The organism is Streptomyces sp. GL_148 (genome assembly GCF_057834205.1).
In genome coordinates this window covers 8,186,191-8,203,903 of the sequence record NZ_CM174396.1, presented here as the reverse complement: position 1 = coordinate 8,203,903, position 17,713 = coordinate 8,186,191, and the positions used below count along the sequence as shown (strand labels likewise).

Below are 17,713 nucleotides of genomic sequence, written 5' to 3'. Positions count from 1 at the left end.
CATACGCCCCCCGCACGTCAGCCCGTACGGGCCTTGCGCGTCAGCCCGTACGGGCCTTGCGCTTGCGCAGGGACTGGTGGACGGACCAGGCCACCGAGACCAGGGGCACCGCCACCACCGCCCCCACGATCCCGGCGGCGATGGCTCCCGCGACCACCGACAGGGCCACCACCATCGGGTGCAGGCGCACCGCCCAGCTCATCACGAGCGGATGCAGCAGGTGCCCTTCGATCTGGCCGATGACCACGATGAGCGCGACCACCAGGGCGGCCACGAGCGGCCCCTTGGTGGCGAGGGCGACGACGGCGGCGACGCCGAGGGCCACCGGGGAGCCGATGAGCGGGACGAAGGCGGCCACGAACTCCAGCAGGGCGAGCGGCACGGCCAGCGGGACGCCGAGGAGGTAGAGCGCGATGCCCACGAGGACGGCGTTGGTCGCGGCCACGAGGACGATGCCGTGGGTGTAGCCCGTGAAGGTCCGCCAGGCGGCGCGGCCGGCCTCGGCCACCCGCCCCCGTACCCCTTCGGGCAGTTGTCCGCAGAACCAGTTCCACTGCCGGTCGCCCGAGTGGATGAAGAAGATGGAGCAGAACAACCCCAAGGCCGCCACGGTGAGCACCGACACGACCCGCCCCGCACCGCTCAGGGCCGTGCTCAGCACGGTGGAGCGGTGGCTGGAGAGGTAGGTGCCGATCTTCGACTGGACGTCGCTCAGGGCGTGCGAGTCCAGGTGGAACGGCGGACCCTGGAGCCAGCTCTGGATGCGGGCCAGCCCGACCCGGAACTCGCGCACCAGCGTCGGCCATTCCCCCGCGACGGCCTCGCCGACCAGCGCGAGGCCGCCGAGCATCAGGACCAGACTGACGATCAGCGTGCAGGCCACGGCGAGCCCGCGGGACATCACCCGGGCCAGCAGCGCGGCCGGCGGGCGCAGCATGGCCGCCGCGACCAGCCCGAGGAAGAGGGCCAGCGCGATCTCGTGGAACCGTCCCAGGACGGCGAAGACCGCGTACGCCGCCGCGCCGACGACCAGCAGCCGCCAGGCGTACCCGGCCGCCGTCCGCAGGGCCGGGGCCACCGGGGTCGCGGCGGCGGCCGCCCGTGCGCCCGGGGCCACCGCCGGCTCAGGGGTACGGGCCCGGCCGGTCCCGCCTTCGCCGCGGGGGCGGCCGCCGGGAGGGAGCCGCCGGGCGGGCCGCGTCACGAGTCGCCTGGTCATGTGCGGCCGCACCTCCGGGGTGTGTTGGTCCCCTCGGGCTATCACCCCGGCGGCGGCCGCCCCGTGCACCGCGCAGCGCGTTCGCCCGAAGGCCTCATCCGCGCTGGGCCGAAGGAGCAGGCACGGGCGTTGCCCCTCCTTCGGGGAGTTCGCTGGTCACAGGGGGTTTCCCGGTCCGGTCCGCGGACGGGCGACGGGAAACCCGTCGACCCCGGTGCCCGCCGGGGACAGGCTCTAAGTGTCAGCACGGAGCAAGACCCGAGGGGACACCATGCGCAAGATGATCCGCGGCGCCGCCGCGTTCGCCACCGCCGCGGCCGCCGTCGTCGCACTGAGCGGAGCCGCCGGCGCGTCCGGCGGCCAGCCGGCCGACACGTGGGCCGGATGCCCGGACGGGGCGGTCTGCATCTACCCGCAGAACCAGAACCCCGCCGTGAGCCCGAGCCACGTCTTCTACAGCTACGGGGCCCACAACCTGACCAACCAGTACGGCAACCACTGGGTCCTCAACAACCAGTACGGCGGCGCCACCGCACGCCTGTGCGCCGGCTCCAACGGGGTCAACTGCGGCAACCCGATCGCCCAGGGCACCGGCGTCTACGCCGACCTCGGTCCGATCAACTCGATCACCCTCAACCGCTAGCGGTTCACGGGCCACTGCGCCCGTTCGCCACCCGCACAGACGTTCCGGAGTCCGGCCCGCGGCCGGGCTCCGGAACGCCGCTGTTTCGCGCGACACCGCACGAATGGCCGGTCGGCCCTCCGACCCCCGCGCTAGCCTGGGCACCTGCCTCTCACAGCCTGGGCGCACATTGCCATGGGGGACGTCTTGGGGGATCCGGACCGCGCGAGCGGGACCGCGGCGGCCTTTCCCGCCCAATTGCGAAGGCTGCGCGTGCAGCGCGGCCTGTCACTGGGCGACCTGGCCCGCCGGACGCACTACAGCAAGGGCTATCTCAGCAAGATCGAGACCGGTGCGAAGCCGGTCACCCTCGATGTCGCCCGCAGCTGCGACCGGGCCCTCGGGGCCGAGGGCGAACTCCTGCGGCTGGTACCGGAGAACGAGGGGTCGGGACCGCCCCCGGCCGGATCCCGAACCGAGCCGGCCGGCCGGCCCGGTCCTCCCGGCCTGCCCGGTGCTCCCGCCGCTCCCGGTCCGCCCCACCAGCGTGCTCCGCAGTCGGACGGCGTCTGCCCCTACCGCGGTCTGTCGGCGTTCACCCCGCAGGACGCCCAGTGGTTCTTCGGCCGCGAGCGTGCCACGGCCGCCCTCGTCGAGCGGGTCCACGACCGGCTCGGGCACGGCCCGTTGCTCCTCGTCGCCCGATCGGGCGCGGGCAAGTCCTCCCTGCTCAGCGCGGGTCTGGTACCGGCGCTGCGGCGCGGTGGCTTCCCGGTGGCGGGGGCCGACGGCTGGCCGGCCGTCAGCTTCACCCCCACCGCGCATCCGCTACGGGAACTGCTCGAAGCCACGGCCAAGGCGGTGGGGGGCGATCTCGACGTCACCCCGGGGCAGTTGAGCGCCCACCCGGAACTGCTGCTCGAATCCGTACACCGGCTGACGCACTGCGCCGGCGGCCACCCCGGGCCGGACGGGCAGCAGCTCCCGACCGTGCGGCCGGTGTTGCTGGTCGACCAGTTCGAGGAGCTGTTCACCCTCTGCTCCGACGAGGAGGAGCGCCGCTCCTTCGTACGGGTTCTCCTTGCCCTGTCCGCTTCCCCGGCCTCTCCCGCCGGGTCCGATGCCGGGTCCGGTGCCGAGGCCGAGGCCGGTGCCGGTGCCGGTGCCGGGTACGAACCCGCCGTCGTCGTGCTCGGTGTGCGGGCCGACTTCTCCGGAGAGTGTCTGGACCTGCCGGAGCTGGCCGCCGTGTTCAGCGACGGGCTGTTCGTCCTGCCCCCGATGTCCGTGGCGGAGCTGCGGGAGTCGATCACGCGCCCGGCGGAGCTCGCCGGGCTCGTACTGGAGCCGGGGCTGGTCCCGCTGCTGCTGCGGGACGCGGGCGTACGGGACCCCGGTGCGGGGGACCCCGTGGCGCGCCCCGGCGGTGGTACGGAAGCCTGGCCGGGGGAGGCTCCCTCCAGCGCCCTGCCCCTGATGTCCCACGCGCTGATGGCCACCTGGCAGCGGCGCGAGGGATCCACGCTCACCGTCGCGGGATACGAGTACGCCGGCGGCATCCAGGGCGCCGTCGCGCGCAGCGCCGAGCAGGTGTTCGCCCGCCTGTACCCGGCCGAGCAGCGGATGGTCCGGCGGCTCCTCGTCCGGCTGGTGCACATCGCCGACGGTACGGGGCCGACCCGGCGCCGGATGAGCCGCACCGCCCTGCTGGAAGGGCAGGCCGACACCGTGCGGGCCGCCGCCGCCCTGGGCCCTGCCGTCAAACTCCCGTCTGCCCCGCGGGGCCGCCCTTCGGGCGACGACGGGAGTTTGACGGCAGGCCTCGACGCCTTCGTCCGGGCCCGGCTGATCAGCGCGGACAGCGAGAGCGTGGAGATCACCCACGAGGCCCTGCTGCACGCCTGGCCCCGGCTGCGCGGCTGGATCCACGCCGACCGGGCCGGGCTGCTGGTCCACCAGCAACTGGCCCAGGCCGCCGACGAATGGGTGCGCGAGGCCCGCGACCCTTCCGTGCTGTACCGCGGCAGCCGCCTCGCCACCGCCCGCGCCTGGGCCGACGAGCTGGACGGCCGCAGCCGGCTGGGCCCCCGGGAGGCGGCCTTCCTCGACGCGAGCCGGGCCGCGGAGGAGGCCCGCCGCCGTCAGGACCGGCTCCGGGTCCGGCTGCACCAGCGGATGCTGGCCACCCTCGTCGTCCTGCTCCTGCTGGCGCTGACCGCCGGCGGGGTGGCGTACCAGCAGCGAGCGGGGGCGCTCGGCCAGGAGCGGACCGCCCGGTCCCAGGCGCTGGCCGCCCGGTCGCTGTCCCTGTCCGCCGGACAGCCCGAGGCCTCCATGCTGCTCGCCGAGGAGGCCTACCGGGCCGAAGCGACGCCCGAGGCGCGCGGCGCCCTGCTCAGCACCCAGTCGCAGCCATTCCTGGCGCGGCTGGCCGGGCACGGCGGGCCGGTCAACGCGGTGGCCTTCGCACCGGACGGCCGGCTCCTGGCGACCGCCGGCTCCGACGGGAAGGTGCTGCTGCGGCGGGTGGCCGACCGGAGCACGGTCGCCGCCTTCACCGCGCCCGGCCGGGTGCGCACGGTCGCCTTCAGCCCCGACGGGCGGACCCTGGCGGCCGGTTCCACCGACGGCCCGGTCCGGCTCTGGTCCGTCGGTGCGGGCGGCGGCCCCGTGTCGGTGCTGCCCCCGAGCACGGCGGGCGCCCGAGCGGTGGCCTTCGCCCCCGACGGGGGCACCCTCGCCATCGCCACCGCCGACGGGACCATCCAGTTGCGGGACCCGGCCGGGGAACACGGCGAGCGCGCCGTGCTCACCGGGCACACCGCACGGGTCAACACCCTGGCCTACGCCCCGGACGGCCGGAGCCTCGTATCGGCCGGCGCCGACGGGACCGTACGGCTGTGGGACACCCGGCGGGCGGAGCCGGCCGCCGTGCTGGAGGGGCACACCGGGGAAGTGCTGGGCGCGGCCTTCGCCCCGGACGGGCGTACGGTCGCCACCGGCGGGGTCGACCGTACGGTGCGGCTGTGGGACGTCGGCGGGCGGCGCGCGACCGCGACGCTGGCCGGGCACAGCGACGACGTCAACTCCGTGGCCTACACGCCGGACGGCACCACCGTCATCAGCGGGGGCGGCGACGGCACCACCCGGCTGTGGGACGTCCGGAGCGCCCGGCTCACGGCGACGCTCGCCGGGCACACCGACTACGTGCTCGCCGTCTCCGTGGATCCGGCGGGATCGGTGCTCGCCACCGCCGCGTTCGACCAGTCCGTCGTGCTCTGGGACCTGCGGGGGCCGGTGCTGACGGCGCGCCCGTTCACCGAGGTGTGGCACGCCGCGTACAGCCCCGACGGGAAACTGCTGGCCACGGCCGACGCCGATCACACGGTGCTGGTGTGGGACGTGGCCGGACGGCGGGTTCAGGCCACTTTCGCGGGGCACGCCGAGACGGTGTTCTCGGTGGCCTTCGCCCCCGACGGCCGCACCCTCGCCTCGGCCGGCGCCGACGGCACCGTACGCCTCTGGGACACCGCCACGCGCGCTCCCCTCGCCACCCTCACCGGACACACCGGGACCGTGTTCTCGGTGGCCTTCGCCCCCGACGGCCGCACCCTCGCCTCGGCCGGCGCCGACGGCGCCGTACGGCTGTGGGACACCGCCACGCGCAGTCCGCTCGCCGTCCTCACCGGGCACACCGACTTCGCCAACGACGTCGTCTTCAGCCCCGACGGACGGACCCTGGCCAGCGCCGGGGACGATCTGACCGTACGGCTGTGGGACGTGGCCGGGCGCCGCCCGCTCGCCGCGCTCAGCGGGCACGCGGGAGCGGTACGGGCCGTCGCGTTCGGCCCGGACGGGCGGACCCTGGCGAGCAGCGGCAACGACGGCACCGTACGGCTGTGGGACGCGGAGCAGCGGCGCGTCACCGCGGTGCTGACCGGGCACACCGGCTCGGCGCGGGGCATCGCCTTCTCCCCCGACGGGCGGACCCTGGCGAGCAGCGGCAACGACCGTACGGTGCGGCTGTGGGACGTGCCCGGCCACCGGCTCCGGGCCGCGCTGTCGGGCCACACCAACGCGGTGTGGGGGGTCGTCTTCTCCCCCGACGGGCGGACCCTGGCGAGCAGCAGCAACGACGGCACCGTACGGCTGTGGAACCCGGATCCCGGCGCCCGGCTGGCGGACATCTGCCGGACGGTGGGCCGCCTCGGACCGCGCGAGCGGCAGGCGCTCGTGCCCGGTCTGCCGCCGCGGGCTCCGCGCCGTTGCTGAGCCTTCCGGGGGTTTCCTGGGGGGTTTCCCGTTGCCCGTTCGGGTGGTGCCGCGCCCGGCCCTCGACGGGACGCGGCGGCGGCCGACAGGCTGGTCGCGGGTGCGGCGCCGACGGCCAAGTGCCGGTCGGACGGCCGCGCTTCATCACCACCGCGCCCCGTGAATCGAGGTCTCCCATCGTGTCTCCCCTCGCGTCTCCCCTCCCGTCTCCCCTCGTGCTGCGTCGAACAGGTCTCATCGGAACGCTCCTCGCGCTCCTGGCCGTACTCCTCTGTACCCCCGCAGGCCCGGCGGCCGCCGACGGCGGTTGCCGGGTCCTGGCCCCCGGGGCCTCCGCGGCGGCCGAGCGCGCCGTCGCCGCCGCCTGCGAACAGGTGGGAAAGGGGGTCTGGTACACCTGGGGCGGTGGTCACGGCCCGGGGCCCGGTGCCACGTACGGGCAGGTGGACCCCACCGATCCGGCGAGCGAGCACGATCCCGAACGGCTCGGCTTCGACTGCTCGGGGTTCGTCCGCTACGCCTACGCGCAGGCAGCCGGCTCGGACCTGCTGGACGGGGTGGCCAGTGCGCAGTACTACACGCACCGCGCGGACGCCCGCTTCACCGCCGCCCAGGGGCTCGCGCCGCTGCTCCCCGGCGACCTGCTGGTGTGGGGAACGTCCCGGGACCTGCACCACATCGCCCTCTACCTCGGGGCGGGCAAGATGGCGGAGGCCCGGCAGTCGGGCACCAAGCTGATGGTCAGTGAGGTCACCGACGCACGACTGTCGAACGGCTACTACGGGGCCGTCCGCGTGGACACCGGACCGGTCACCGGACACGTGTTCCAGACCTGGGGCTCGGGCGTCTGGACCAAGGAACGGCCCTCCACGGCGGCCGCGCGCGTCTACGCCTTCCCCGGGCCGACGACCATCCGCGTCGCATGCCAGAAGCACGCGGAGTCGGTGACCTCGGACGGCTACACCAATGACGTCTGGTCGTATCTTCCGGACTATCAGGCGTGGATGACGAACATTTACGTCCGCGGGGCGGCTTGGCTGGAAAACGTGCCTGCCTGTCGTTGATCATCCGTAAGGTCGGAATCGACCCGCAAACCCCCCAAGCCGGCCCGCCCGGCCCATCCGAGGAGCAAAGTGCGCCTGTCCGCGTCCCCGTCGTCCCTGTCGTCCCCGTCGTCCCCGTCCGCCCGGTCGCCGCTCCCCCGCTCACGGCGCCTGGCCGTCGGCGCCGCCCTGCTCGCCGTCGTGGCCGGCGGTACGCTGCCCGCCACCGCCGCCCACGCGGCGACCGCGCCGGGCTCGGCCGCCCAGGCAGCCGCGCAGCCGGCCGCCGCGCCCGATCTGGAAGCGCTGACGCAGGCGTTGCGCAATACGACGGCGGCCGGAGCTCCCGGCGCGATGGCCCGCTTCACCGGCCCGGACGGCGTCCGGTCCCGGGTGGAGGGCGTACGGGACCGGAGCACGGGCGCGGCGATGGACACGCGGGCCCGCTTCCGCATCGGCAGCGTCACCAAGACGTTCTCCTCGGTCGTCCTCCTCCAACTGGTCGACGAGGGAAAGATCAAGCTGGACCAGCCGGTCAACGCGTACCTCCCGGGCCTGCTGCCCGACGACCGGATCACGGTGCGCCACCTGCTCACCCACCGGAGCGGTCTCGCGGACTACACGAACGCGATGTTCGAGCACACCGTGCCCGGCTTCGAGGCCGTCCGGAACAAGGTGTTCACCTACGAGGAGCTCGTCGGCCTCTCGCTCGCCGAGCCGAGGACGACCGAGCCCGGGGTGGCGTACAAGTACTCGAACACCAACTTCGTCGTGGTGGGGATGCTGATCGAGAAGGCCACCGGAAAGCCGGTGGCCAAGGAGTACGAGCGGCGCATCATCAAGCCCCTCAAGCTGAAGCACACCTCCTACGTCCACCCCGGCACGGCCATCAAGGGCCTGCACGCCAACGGCTACCTCCACCCGGACGAGGCCGGCGCCCCGCTGGTCGACTCCACCGAACAGACCGTCTCCTGGGCGCAATCCGCCGGCGCGATGATCTCCAGCGCGGCCGACCTCAGCACCTTCATGTCCTCCCTGCTCGGCGGGAAGCTGCTGCGCCCGGGCACGCTGGACGCCATGCTCACCGTGACCCCGACGGACACCACGAACACCCGGTTCTACGGGCTGGGTCTGCGCCGCTACGACCTCTCGTGCGGTGCGCAGGTCTACGGGCACACGGGCACGGTGCAGGGCTTCTACACCTACGCGTTCACCACCCGGGACGGCAAGCGCTCCCTCTCCGCCATGGCGAACACCTCCAACCGGGGGCAGGCCAACACCGCCCTCGGCGGCACGCTGGAGGCCGCCTTCTGCGGTAAGGCTCCGGCGGCCGGCCCAGCCACCGCGCGCGGCTTCGCGTTCGCCCCGGCCGCGGCGGAGGCGGACCTCCCCGAGAACCGCTGACGGCGATTCCCGGACACCGGGAGGCTCCCGCCCCTTGGCCTGGGGGCGGGAGCCGGGAAAGCTGAACTCCGCATTCCCACACGGGCGTTGTCCGTGTGACCGATGAGGAGGACACGATGGCCGACGCACCGCCCGTGAAGCGTTCCCGCAGGGGGCCGGGCCGACGGGCCCGCAGGATGCTCGCCGTGACGGCGGGGGCCGCGGCGCTGGTCCTCGCCGCCTCGGGGATCGCGTACGCGGCTCCTCCCCCGGCGCTGCCGGCCAACGCGGACGCGCTGGAGCAGACCTTCCAGCCGGCCTACGACTACGACCGCGACGGCTGCTACTCCACCCCCGCCATCGGTCCGGACGGCACCATCAACGGGGGCCTGAAAATGGGGGGCGACGTCAACGGCCAATGCCGCGATCTCTCCGACCTCGACAACACCAACGGCTACTCCCGCGCGAAGTGCAACAACGGCTGGTGCGCCGTCATGTACGCGCTCTACTTCGAGAAGGACCAGGTCTCGCTCGGCCCCGGCAGCGCCGGGCACCGGCACGATTGGGAGCACGTCGTCGTGTGGATCCAGAACAACCAGGTCGGCTACGTCTCCACCTCGGAGCACGGGAACTTCAAGATCCACGCCGCCTCGCAGATCCGCTTCGACGGCACCCACCCGAAGATCGTCTACCACAAGGACGGCTGGAGCACGCACTGCTTCCGTGCCGCGAACTCCAACGACGAGCCGCCGGAGAACCACAAGGGAACCTGGCAGTACCCCACGCTGGTCGGCTGGAACGGCTACCCCGCCGGGCTGCGCGACAAGCTGAGCCAGGCCGATTTCGGCAGCGCCCTGCTCGGAATCAAGGACGGCCAGTTCAACGGCCACCTGGCCAAGGCCAAACCGGCCGCGATCCCCTTCGACCCCAACGCGTGACGGCCGTGCCGACCGTGACGGACACCGGACCCGAGGGCTGACCCGCGGGCTGACCCGCGGGCGGGTGGCGGGAGGGGGCCGGATAGGGTCACGGCGGGAGGCGCCGCACCGTCACCCCTGGTCCGCCCCTGCCCGGCCGACGGCCGCCCTGCCCGGAAACCTGCCTCTGTGAGTACCGCTGTCCACCCCGCGTCGCCCGGGGGCTCCCCCGGCTCCACCGGGCCCGCCGCCCCCGAGCCGCTCCGCCGCCGGGCGTTCGGCGGCCGGGCCCCGGCCCGGCCCACGGCCGCCGCCGCGATCCACAGCATCAGCGCCGCCACGGCGGTCCTGCTGTGGCTCGTGGCGATCGGAGCCATGATCCACGAGCCGATCCTCATACCCCCGCTGGCCGCCAGCGCCGCCCTCGTGCACAGCGCGCCCACGCTGCCCCTGGCGCAGCCGCGCGGGGTCGTCATCGGCCACATGGTGGGGGCGGCCGTCGGGTACGGCGTGCTGGCCGTGGCCGGAAGCAGCGCCTGGGGGGCCGCCGTGGCCGCCGGTGTCACGCTGGCGCTGGTCATGGCCGCGCGCACGCCGCATTCACCCGCCTGCGCCACCGCGGTGGTGGTCGTGCTCCAGACTCCGGTGGCGGCCCGGTTCGTCCCGTTGCTGTTCGGATCGACCGTCCTGATCGTCCTGACCGGGTACGCGGCCTCCCGCGTGCGCCGCACGGCGCCGAGGTACCCCGCGTACTGGTGGTGACCGTAGGTCACCGTGGCCGCGCTTCGAGATGCGCTCCGGGTGGACTGCTGGTTCGCTGAAATCCGCCCGGCGTCCCCCCACAGCGCCCAGGAGTGATCATGAGTGCAGGCGAATCCCACGGCCGTTCCCGGCAGCTGCGCGACAAGGCGCAGGAACTCGACGATGCCGCCACCCGCTCGACCGACCCCGCCGAGAGCCGCCGGCTGCGGGACAAGGCGCGCCGCCTGCGCGAGCAGAGCGAGCAGGAGCGCGTCATCGACGACCCGGGCATGGACCTGCGGTAGTCCCGGCCGGCGGCGTCCGGCCGGCTACGGGACCACGGACTACGGGACCACGGACTACGGGGCCACGGCCGCCGCGGGGGCCTCGTCGAGCTCCCACGCGTGGCGCTTGAACTCGCGGACGAAGTCGGCGTGGTCCTCCCACTGGCGGGCGATGCCGCGCAGCACGTCCCAGTGGTGCTCCACCGCCTGGTCGATGACCCGGCGGACCGCCGGCTCGGCCGTCTCCCGCTGCTCGATGAGGCCCTTGGCCACCGAGGCCTCCAGCGCCGCGTTGCGCAGGGCGCGCAGGGCGCGGGAGGTGTCGTCCATCCCGAAGCCGTTCTCGCTGCCCGTCTCCTCGGCGAAGAGCGGGGTCAGCCGCGCCTCGATGAAGGCGGTGATCCGCTCGAAGTGGCGTACGTCCATCGGGGGCTCCATCTCGGGTCGATGCGCTGTCCGGCGCGAACCGGGCCCGCACCGGCGATCATTATCCCGCAGCCGGGCACCCGCTCCGCTCCGGGGGCGCGGCCACTAATCTGGCCCGCATGGACGAGCTGGACGGGCCGGATGAGCTGGACGTGCTGGACGTGCTGGACGGCGTGGAGGTCATCGCGTTCGCCGATGCCGCGGCCTTCGAGGACTGGCTGGCCGGGCACCACACCCGGCACGAGGGCGTGTGGGTCAAGCTGGCGAAGAAGGCGTCCGGGATCCCCTCGGTCACCTCGGACGAACTGGTCGACATCGGGCTCTGCTACGGCTGGATCTCCGGGCAGCGCCGGTCCCTGGACGAGCGGCGCTACCTACAGAAGTACGTCCCCCGCAGGCCCCGGAGCCTGTGGTCCCAGGTCAATGTCGACAAGGTGACCGAGCTGACGGCCCTGGGCCGCATGCGCGAACCGGGCCTCGCCGAGGTGCGCAAGGCGCAGGAGGACGGCCGCTGGGCGGGGGCCTACGCCTCCCAGCGGACGGCGGAGGTGCCGCCCGACCTCGCGGCGGCCCTGGCACAGAACCCGGTGGCCCGGGCGGCCTTCGAGGCCCTGGACCGGACCGGACGCTACCTCGTCGTCCTGCCCCTCCTCCAGGCCCTCACCCCGGAGACCCGGCGGGCCCGCCTGGAGCAGGCCGTACGCCTCCTGGCGCGGGGCGCCGCCGGCTGACCCGGGCCGCCGGGGCTACCAGCGGAGCGGCAGGCGGCTCACGCCGTGCATCAGGGTGCCCGGCAGCCACGCCGGCGGGCCGGCCGCCGGGTCCTCGGCCAGGCCGGGGAAGCGTTCGAGCAGGGAGCGGATGGCGATGCGGCCCTCCATGCGCGCCAGCGGGGCACCGATGCAGAAGTGCAGCCCGTGCCCGAAGGCCAGGTGGCCCTGCGGGGCGCGGCCGATGTCGAACACCTCGGGGTCCGCGAAGCGGGCGGGGTCGCGGTCGGCGCCCGCCAGGGAGACGAGCACGATGGCTCCGGCCGGGATGGTGGTGCCGCCCAGTTCCAGGGACTCGCGGGCGTAGCGGTACGTGGTGTGCTGCACGGGGCCGTCGTAGCGGAGCATCTCCTCTACCGCTCCGTCGAGCAGTCCATCGAAGTCCTCGCGCAGCGCGGCCAGTTGTCCGGGATGGGCGAGCAGGGCCCGTACGCCGTTGGAGATGAGGTTGACGGTGGTCTCGTGGCCCGCGACCAGGAGCAGGAAGGCCATCCCGATGACCTCGTCGGAGGACAGGGAGTCGCCGTCCTCGTCGCTGGTCCGGATCAGCGCGCTGAGCAGGTCCTCCCCGGGCTCCTTGGCCTTGGCCTCGATGAGCTCCGCGAGGTAGGTCCCCAGCTCCCGGTGCGCGGTGCTGTTCGAGGTGCCCGAGGTGGGGGCGACGATCTCGTTGGACCAGTACCGGAACCGGGCCCGGTCCAGGTCGGGGACGCCGAGCAGCTCGCAGATCACGGTCATCGGGAGCGGGAAGGCCAGCGAGTCGATCAGGTCCCCGCCGCGCTCCGGCCGGGCGGCCATCGCGTCGAGCAGCTCGTCGGTGATCTGCTGGACTCGCGTCCGCATGCCTTCCATCCGGCGTGCGGTGAACTCCCGTGCGACCAGGCGCCGCAGCCGGGTGTGGTGGGGCGGGTCGGATTCCAGCATGTTGGAGTTCACGGCGTTGGGCTGGGCGTCCGGGAAGTTGCCCGAGGAGCGCCACTCCTTGGACAGGGCCGGGTGGTTGAGCGCGCGGCGCGCCTCCTCGTGCCCGACGACCATCCAGCTCGGCTGGATCTCGTCGGCGGTGAGGACGATCTGGTGGACGGGCGCCGCCGCGCGCATCCTCTCGTAGAACGCATAGGGGTCGGCATCGAACTCTTCCGCGCTGGCACTGATGTCCACTACTGGCATCGGACCACGGTACGCCCCCAGTTGGGGACCGGTGAGGGCGGTTTCCGGACACTCCGGGGCAAGTGCCCGATCACGGTAGTCTGCGGCATTCGCCATACGAAAGAGGGGGACGGCCATGACGACCGCATGCGAGGTAGTCCGGACGACGGTTGACGTCGTCACTCGGGACGGCACCGCCGATGCCTATCTGGCCCGGCCCGACGGCGTGGGCACGTACCCCGGGGTGCTGCTGTACGTGAACGCCCTCGGGATCCGTCCGCACATCAAGTCGATGGCGGACCGGATCGCGGCGGCCGGCTACGTCGTCCTGATGCCCAACCTGTTCTACCGCCACGGCCGCGCACCGGTGTTCGAGCTTCCGGAGTTCGTGGACTTCGCCCGGCAGCCGGAGCTCTTCGACCGGGTCGGCCCGGCCCTCGACTCGCTGACAGCCGAGCTCGCGATGCACGATGCCGAGGCCTATCTGGAGCGGCTCGCGGGCCTCCCGGAGGTCGCCGATGGGCCGGTGGCGATCACGGGGTACTGCCTGGGCGCCAGGCTGGCCCTGCTCACGGCGGGTAGGTATCCGCAGCGGGTGGCGGCCGCGGCCGGCTTCCACGGCGGGTTCCTGGCCACGGACGCGGCGGACAGTCCGCACCTGGTGGCGCACCGGGTCACCGCCGAGCTGTACTTCGGCCACGCGGACCAGGACCCGTCACTGCCGGCCGAGGAGATCGACCGGCTGGAGAAGGCCCTCTCGGCGGCGGGCGTCCGCCACCGCGCCGAGGTGTACGAGGGCGCGGCACACGGCTACACCCTGGCCGACACGAGCTCCTACGACGCGGTCTCGGACGAACGGCACTGGTCCGCGCTGTTCGCGCTGCTGGAACGGACGTTCTGAGGCGCGCGGGCCCGGCGCTCTGCCGGGCCCGCGCTCCTACGGCGCTACGGAGTCACGGGGCCCCGGTCACCGGCACTGGCCGGACCGGGGCCCGACCTTTCAGCTCTCCTGAAAGGAATGATCGAAAACAATCGATGGACCTGTGCAATCCCGGTGGGCGAGAGTCAAGGCATCACCCCAAGCCCCAACTCCCCTCTCCCCAAAGGAAAGCAGGCATCCGCGCATGCAGTTCCCGACCACCGACTTCGCCGCCGCGCCCTACGTCTCGGGCGACCCGTACGCCGACTACCGGGGCGGCACCTTCGAGTTCTCCCACCTGACGGACCTCGCCGACCGCCGGCTCGGCGCGGGGGTCGTCGCGGCCAACGACGAGTTCTTCGCCGAGCGGGAGAACCTCCTGCTGCGCACTGCGGCCGCCTTCGACGTGCACGACTACGGCAACAAGGGGAAGGTGATGGACGGCTGGGAGACCCGGCGGCGGCGCGGGGCGGGCGCGGACGAGCCGTTCCCGGCGGACTCCGATCACGACTGGGCGCTGATCCGCCTCGGCTCCCCCGGCGTCATCCGCGGGATCGTCGTCGACACCGCACACTTCCGCGGCAACCACCCGCAGCAGGTCAGCGTGTGGGCGGCCGCCTTCGAAGGGACGCCCTCGACCGCCGAGCTCCTCGAACGGGCGGACGCCTGGGAGGAGATCGTGCCCCGCACTGCGGTGCGCGGCCACGCCGCAAACGGGTTCGCGGTCGGGTCGGGGCGCCGCTGGACCCACCTGCGGATCAACCAGCACCCCGACGGCGGCATCGCGCGTCTGCGGGTCCACGGCGAGGTGCTGCCCGATCCGCAGTGGCTGGCCCTGCTGGGCACGGTGGACGTGGCGTGCGTGGTCAACGGCGGGGTCGTGGAGGAGGCCTCGGACGGCTTCTACTCCTCCCCCGGGAACACGATCATGCCGGGGCTGTCGCAGAAGCAGGACGACGGCTGGGAGACGCGTCGGCGCCGCGACAAGGGGAACGACTGGATCGCGTACCGGCTGGCGGGGCAGTGCGAGATCCGTGCGGTGGAGGTGGACACCGCGAACTTGAAGGGGAACGCCGCCGGTTGGGTGTCGCTGTCCGTCAAGGACGGTGCGGACGGCGTGTGGACGCAGGTCCTGCCGCGCACCCGGCTGGAGCCCGACAGCCCGCACCGGCTGCCGCTCACCGCGCCGGCCCTGGCCACGCACGCCCGGATCGACGTGTACCCCGACGGCGGATTCGCCCGCCTGCGCCTGCACGGCCGGCTCACCGACGCCGGAGCGGCCGCCCTCACCGCCCGCGCGGCGCGTGCGGCGGGCGCGGCGCTCTGACGGGGAGGACGGCCGCTCCGGCGACCCGCTCGGGGCTGCCGCCCGGAGCTCACGGGACCACTCGGCCGGGACTACTCGACGACGAGCTCGACGGGGATGTTGCCGCGCGTGGCCCGGGAGTAGGGGCAGACCTCGTGCGCCTGCTTGACCAGCAGGGTGCCGGTCTCGCCCATCAGGGCCTCGGGGAGTTCCACGCGCAGGACGACGGCCAGCCCGAAGCCCGCACCGTCCTTGCCGATGGAGACCTCCGAGGTCACCGAGATCTCGCTGGTGTCGACCTTGGCCTGGCGGCCGACCAGCCCGAGGGCACTGGCGAAGCAGGCGGCGTACCCGGCCGCGAAGAGCTGCTCGGGGTTGGTGCCCAGGCCGCTGCCGCCGAGGGCCGGCGGCATGGCCAGCGCCAGGTCGATCTGACCGTCGGAGCTGACGGCGCGGCCTTCGCGGCCGTTGGCGGTGGCGACAGCGGTGTAGATCGCGTCCATCTCGGGGGTTCCTCTCACGGGGCGGAGGCGGGCCGTCGACCGACGGCCTCGCTCCATCAATATGGCACACAATTAAGTTGTGCACAATTTAGTTGCCGACACGGCACCCCCGGGTACACTTGCCCCCATGACCGAGCAACCGACCGACACCCTCCCCGACCAGGACTTCCTGCGCCTCGACAGCCAGATCTGCTTCGCGCTCGGCGCGGCGAACCGCGCCTTCGGTGGGCTCTACCGCGTCATCCTGAAGGACCTCGGGCTGACCTACCCCCAGTACCTGGTGATGCTGGTGCTGTGGGAGCACGGGGAGATGCCGGTCAAACAGCTCGGGCAGCACCTGCGCCTCGACTCGGGCACCCTCTCCCCCCTCCTCAAGCGGCTGGAAGCCGCCGGTCTGCTCGTGCGCGAGCGCAGCGCGGCCGACGAACGGTCCGTGCACGTACGGCCCACCGAGGCCGGTACGGCCCTGCGCGCCCGGGCCGTCGAGGTGCCCCGGCGCATCGCGGCCGCGACCGGCTTCGAACTCGGCGAGATCAAGGAGCTTCAGGAGCGCCTGCGGCGGCTCACCGACGCCCTGGACGCTGCGGTTCCGCCGGAGTAGCCGGAGCAGGAGCCGACGGAGCAGGTGGATCCGGGCGCACCGCCCGCGCGGCGGAGGATCCGTGCGGGCGCCACAGGGGGTGCTCACGCCGGGCCCAGTCGGCGGCCACCGAGCCCGTCCGCATGCCGCGCCGCGCCTCCGGGCTCCCCAGGGCCATCATGACGTGGCCCACGACGGCCACGGTCAGCGCGATGGCCAGCCAGTCGTGGACGAAGGTGGCCCCGGTCCGCCAGGACAGCGGCGCCAGCCCGGTGAACCACATCAGCAGACCGGTGCCGAGCATCACCAGGGCCGCCCCGGCGCTCCAGCTCGCGTAGAGCTTCTGCCCGGCGTTGAACTTGCCCGCCGGGCGCGCGGACGGCCGGTGGTCGCGGCGCAGGGCGGAGCGCAGCCAGGTGCGGTCGTGCGGGCCGAAGCGGTTCAGCCGGCGCAGGTCCCCGCGGAAGGCCCGGGAGCCGAGCCCCAGCAGGACGGGGGCCGGAATCAGCAGTCCGGACCACTCGTGGACGGTGACCACGAGGTGGCGGCGGCCTACGAGTTCGGCGAGGGGCGGCAGGTAGAGGCAGGCGGCGCTCGCCAGGCACACCCCGCTCAGGGTGGCGGTGGCCAGGTGGACCAGTCGCTGCGCGCGGCCGAACCGGCGTACGCGGGCGGGGTGTTCGGCTGCGGCTTCGGCGGCGGCCGCGTCGCCCGCCTCGGAGGCCGGGGGTCCGGCCGGGAGTTCAGACGGTCGGGGCATCGTCGCGTCCGTTCGACTTGCCGACCCAGGCGTCGACGTCGTAGCCGAGTTCCTCCCAGTAGCCGGGCCGCACGTCCCGGGTGAGGGTGATGCCCGACAGCCATTTCGCCGACTTGTAGAAGTACATGGGGGCCGCGTAGAGGCGAACCGGACCGCCGTGGGCGTGGCTGAGGGGCTTGTCCTGCATGTTCAGGGCGACCATGACGTCCTCGCGGCGTGCCTGCGGGAGCGTGAGGCTCTCGCTGTAGGTGCCGTCGAAGCAGGTGAAGCGGATCGCGCGGGCCTCGGGATGGACCCCGGCGGCGTCCAGGAGCCGGAAGAGCGGGACGCCCTCGAAGGGGGTCGCGGGGACCCGCCAGCCCGTCACGCACTGAACGTCGCGGACGATCCGGGTCTGCGGCAGGGCCCGCAGCGCGTCGAGCGTGTACGTGGCCGGGCGCTCGACCAGGCCGTCGACGGTCAGCCGGTAGTCGGCCGGGCCGCGTTCGGGGACCGAGGAGGCGACCGAGTAGTACCGGAACCCGCCGCCGCCCGGCAGCAGTCCGGTGAGCCCGGTGGGGTCCTTGTCCGCGGCCGCGCCCAGTACGGCGTCGACCCCGGACTGGAGTCGCGGCGCGAGGATCAGGCCGAGGGCTCCGAGCCCCACCATGCCGAGGAGCAGCCGCCGACCCACGGGGGCACCGCGGCCGTCGGGGTCGGGGTCTGGATCGGGGGCCGGGGCGGCGGCTTGCTGGTCTGTGCTCACGTGCCGATTCGACCACCTGCGCCGCCCCGGCGGCCAGGGTCCGCGCCCGCCCGTCAGACTTCCGTAAGACGCGC

General features: G+C 73.6%; 17 protein-coding genes. 11 read left to right on the top strand and 6 right to left on the bottom strand.

Annotated features, from left to right (window positions below; genetic code table 11):
* Positions 1-40 precede the first annotated feature (40 nt).
* A complete protein-coding gene (locus tag AC3IYI_RS37000) occupies positions 41-1,219 on the bottom strand; it encodes an AI-2E family transporter (protein WP_489407795.1) in 1,179 nt (392 codons plus the stop codon).
* A 271-nt stretch (positions 1,220-1,490) separates the two neighbouring features.
* Here AC3IYI_RS37000 and AC3IYI_RS36995 point away from each other — a divergent pair, with 271 nt between their 5' ends.
* The 7 genes from AC3IYI_RS36995 to AC3IYI_RS36965 all read left to right on the top strand — a co-directional run bounded on the left by AC3IYI_RS36995 (position 1,491) and on the right by AC3IYI_RS36965 (position 10,502).
* Positions 1,491-1,862: a hypothetical protein gene (locus AC3IYI_RS36995; protein ID WP_489407794.1), complete on the top strand. Its 372-nt coding sequence runs from the start codon at positions 1,491-1,493 to the stop codon at positions 1,860-1,862.
* Positions 1,863-2,036: 174 nt separating this feature from the next.
* The gene (locus AC3IYI_RS36990) at positions 2,037-6,113 is read left to right on the top strand and encodes an nSTAND1 domain-containing NTPase (protein ID WP_489407793.1); all 4,077 of its coding nucleotides are present in this window, start codon (positions 2,037-2,039) and stop codon (positions 6,111-6,113) included.
* Between the two features lie 215 nt (positions 6,114-6,328).
* Positions 6,329-7,177 carry a C40 family peptidase gene (locus AC3IYI_RS36985; protein ID WP_489407792.1) on the top strand — a complete coding sequence of 283 codons (849 nt, stop codon included), beginning with the start codon at positions 6,329-6,331 and terminating at the stop codon, positions 7,175-7,177.
* A gap of 75 nt (positions 7,178-7,252) precedes the next feature.
* A complete protein-coding gene (locus AC3IYI_RS36980) occupies positions 7,253-8,560 on the top strand; it encodes a serine hydrolase domain-containing protein (RefSeq protein ID WP_489411811.1) in 1,308 nt (435 codons plus the stop codon).
* Positions 8,561-8,736: 176 nt separating this feature from the next.
* The gene (locus AC3IYI_RS36975; protein ID WP_489411810.1) at positions 8,737-9,477 is read left to right on the top strand and encodes an NPP1 family protein; all 741 of its coding nucleotides are present in this window, start codon (positions 8,737-8,739) and stop codon (positions 9,475-9,477) included.
* A 168-nt stretch (positions 9,478-9,645) separates the two neighbouring features.
* The gene (locus AC3IYI_RS36970; RefSeq protein ID WP_489407791.1) at positions 9,646-10,218 is read left to right on the top strand and encodes an HPP family protein; all 573 of its coding nucleotides are present in this window, start codon (positions 9,646-9,648) and stop codon (positions 10,216-10,218) included.
* 98 nt (positions 10,219-10,316) lie between these two features.
* Positions 10,317-10,502: a DUF6381 family protein gene (locus tag AC3IYI_RS36965; protein WP_489407790.1), complete on the top strand. Its 186-nt coding sequence runs from the start codon at positions 10,317-10,319 to the stop codon at positions 10,500-10,502.
* Between the two features lie 54 nt (positions 10,503-10,556).
* Here the strand turns inward: AC3IYI_RS36965 and AC3IYI_RS36960 are convergent, their stop codons facing one another.
* Positions 10,557-10,907: a hypothetical protein gene (locus AC3IYI_RS36960; RefSeq protein WP_243332017.1), complete on the bottom strand. Its 351-nt coding sequence runs from the start codon at positions 10,905-10,907 to the stop codon at positions 10,557-10,559.
* A 119-nt stretch (positions 10,908-11,026) separates the two neighbouring features.
* On the opposite strand from AC3IYI_RS36960, the gene AC3IYI_RS36955 reads away from it, so the two are divergent.
* On the top strand, positions 11,027-11,638 hold the full coding sequence (locus tag AC3IYI_RS36955) for a YdeI/OmpD-associated family protein (RefSeq protein WP_489407789.1): 612 nt from the start codon (positions 11,027-11,029) through the stop codon (positions 11,636-11,638).
* A 15-nt stretch (positions 11,639-11,653) separates the two neighbouring features.
* Here the strand turns inward: AC3IYI_RS36955 and AC3IYI_RS36950 are convergent, their stop codons facing one another.
* Entirely contained in the window at positions 11,654-12,847 is a 1,194-nt protein-coding gene (locus tag AC3IYI_RS36950; RefSeq protein WP_489407788.1) for a cytochrome P450 family protein, read from the bottom strand.
* A gap of 115 nt (positions 12,848-12,962) precedes the next feature.
* On the opposite strand from AC3IYI_RS36950, the gene AC3IYI_RS36945 reads away from it, so the two are divergent.
* Together AC3IYI_RS36945 and alc are read left to right on the top strand one after the other, a co-directional pair.
* Positions 12,963-13,727, top strand: a complete 765-nt coding sequence (locus AC3IYI_RS36945) for a dienelactone hydrolase family protein (protein ID WP_489407787.1) — start codon at positions 12,963-12,965, stop codon at positions 13,725-13,727.
* 223 nt (positions 13,728-13,950) lie between these two features.
* Positions 13,951-15,072, top strand: coding sequence for an allantoicase (gene alc, locus AC3IYI_RS36940; RefSeq protein ID WP_489407786.1), 1,122 nt, complete (start codon positions 13,951-13,953; stop codon positions 15,070-15,072).
* A 71-nt stretch (positions 15,073-15,143) separates the two neighbouring features.
* Here the strand turns inward: alc and AC3IYI_RS36935 are convergent, their stop codons facing one another.
* Positions 15,144-15,554, bottom strand: a complete 411-nt coding sequence (locus tag AC3IYI_RS36935) for an organic hydroperoxide resistance protein (RefSeq protein ID WP_250741571.1) — start codon at positions 15,552-15,554, stop codon at positions 15,144-15,146.
* Positions 15,555-15,681: 127 nt separating this feature from the next.
* Here AC3IYI_RS36935 and AC3IYI_RS36930 point away from each other — a divergent pair, with 127 nt between their 5' ends.
* Positions 15,682-16,155: a MarR family winged helix-turn-helix transcriptional regulator gene (locus tag AC3IYI_RS36930; protein ID WP_489407785.1), complete on the top strand. Its 474-nt coding sequence runs from the start codon at positions 15,682-15,684 to the stop codon at positions 16,153-16,155.
* Here AC3IYI_RS36930 and AC3IYI_RS36925 read toward each other — a convergent pair.
* Together AC3IYI_RS36925 and AC3IYI_RS36920 are read right to left on the bottom strand one after the other, a co-directional pair.
* Positions 16,118-16,894 carry a cytochrome b/b6 domain-containing protein gene (locus AC3IYI_RS36925; protein WP_489407784.1) on the bottom strand — a complete coding sequence of 259 codons (777 nt, stop codon included), beginning with the start codon at positions 16,892-16,894 and terminating at the stop codon, positions 16,118-16,120. The two genes, AC3IYI_RS36930 and AC3IYI_RS36925, sit on opposite strands and share 38 nt — an antisense overlap.
* On the bottom strand, positions 16,878-17,543 hold the full coding sequence (locus AC3IYI_RS36920; protein WP_489411809.1) for a molybdopterin-dependent oxidoreductase: 666 nt from the start codon (positions 17,541-17,543) through the stop codon (positions 16,878-16,880). The genes AC3IYI_RS36925 and AC3IYI_RS36920 overlap by 17 nt, the downstream gene beginning before the upstream one ends.
* Positions 17,544-17,713 lie beyond the last annotated feature (170 nt).

What these genes read in the sequence shown, in the direction of transcription:
- AC3IYI_RS37000 (WP_489407795.1), bottom strand. Translation starts at nt 1,219, where the DNA reads ATGACCAGGCGACTCGTGACGCGGCCCGCCCGGCGGCTCCCTCCCGGC.
- AC3IYI_RS36995 (WP_489407794.1), top strand. Translation starts at nt 1,491, where the DNA reads ATGCGCAAGATGATCCGCGGCGCCGCCGCGTTCGCCACCGCCGCGGCC.
- AC3IYI_RS36990 (WP_489407793.1), top strand. Translation starts at nt 2,037, where the DNA reads ATGGGGGACGTCTTGGGGGATCCGGACCGCGCGAGCGGGACCGCGGCG.
- AC3IYI_RS36975 (WP_489411810.1), top strand. Translation starts at nt 8,737, where the DNA reads ATGCTCGCCGTGACGGCGGGGGCCGCGGCGCTGGTCCTCGCCGCCTCG.
- AC3IYI_RS36965 (WP_489407790.1), top strand. Translation starts at nt 10,317, where the DNA reads ATGAGTGCAGGCGAATCCCACGGCCGTTCCCGGCAGCTGCGCGACAAG.
- AC3IYI_RS36960 (WP_243332017.1), bottom strand. Translation starts at nt 10,907, where the DNA reads ATGGACGTACGCCACTTCGAGCGGATCACCGCCTTCATCGAGGCGCGG.
- AC3IYI_RS36955 (WP_489407789.1), top strand. Translation starts at nt 11,027, where the DNA reads ATGGACGAGCTGGACGGGCCGGATGAGCTGGACGTGCTGGACGTGCTG.
- AC3IYI_RS36950 (WP_489407788.1), bottom strand. Translation starts at nt 12,847, where the DNA reads ATGCCAGTAGTGGACATCAGTGCCAGCGCGGAAGAGTTCGATGCCGAC.
- AC3IYI_RS36945 (WP_489407787.1), top strand. Translation starts at nt 12,963, where the DNA reads ATGACGACCGCATGCGAGGTAGTCCGGACGACGGTTGACGTCGTCACT.
- alc (WP_489407786.1), top strand. Translation starts at nt 13,951, where the DNA reads ATGCAGTTCCCGACCACCGACTTCGCCGCCGCGCCCTACGTCTCGGGC.
- AC3IYI_RS36935 (WP_250741571.1), bottom strand. Translation starts at nt 15,554, where the DNA reads ATGGACGCGATCTACACCGCTGTCGCCACCGCCAACGGCCGCGAAGGC.
- AC3IYI_RS36930 (WP_489407785.1), top strand. Translation starts at nt 15,682, where the DNA reads ATGACCGAGCAACCGACCGACACCCTCCCCGACCAGGACTTCCTGCGC.
- AC3IYI_RS36925 (WP_489407784.1), bottom strand. Translation starts at nt 16,894, where the DNA reads ATGCCCCGACCGTCTGAACTCCCGGCCGGACCCCCGGCCTCCGAGGCG.
- AC3IYI_RS36920 (WP_489411809.1), bottom strand. Translation starts at nt 17,543, where the DNA reads ATGGTGGGGCTCGGAGCCCTCGGCCTGATCCTCGCGCCGCGACTCCAG.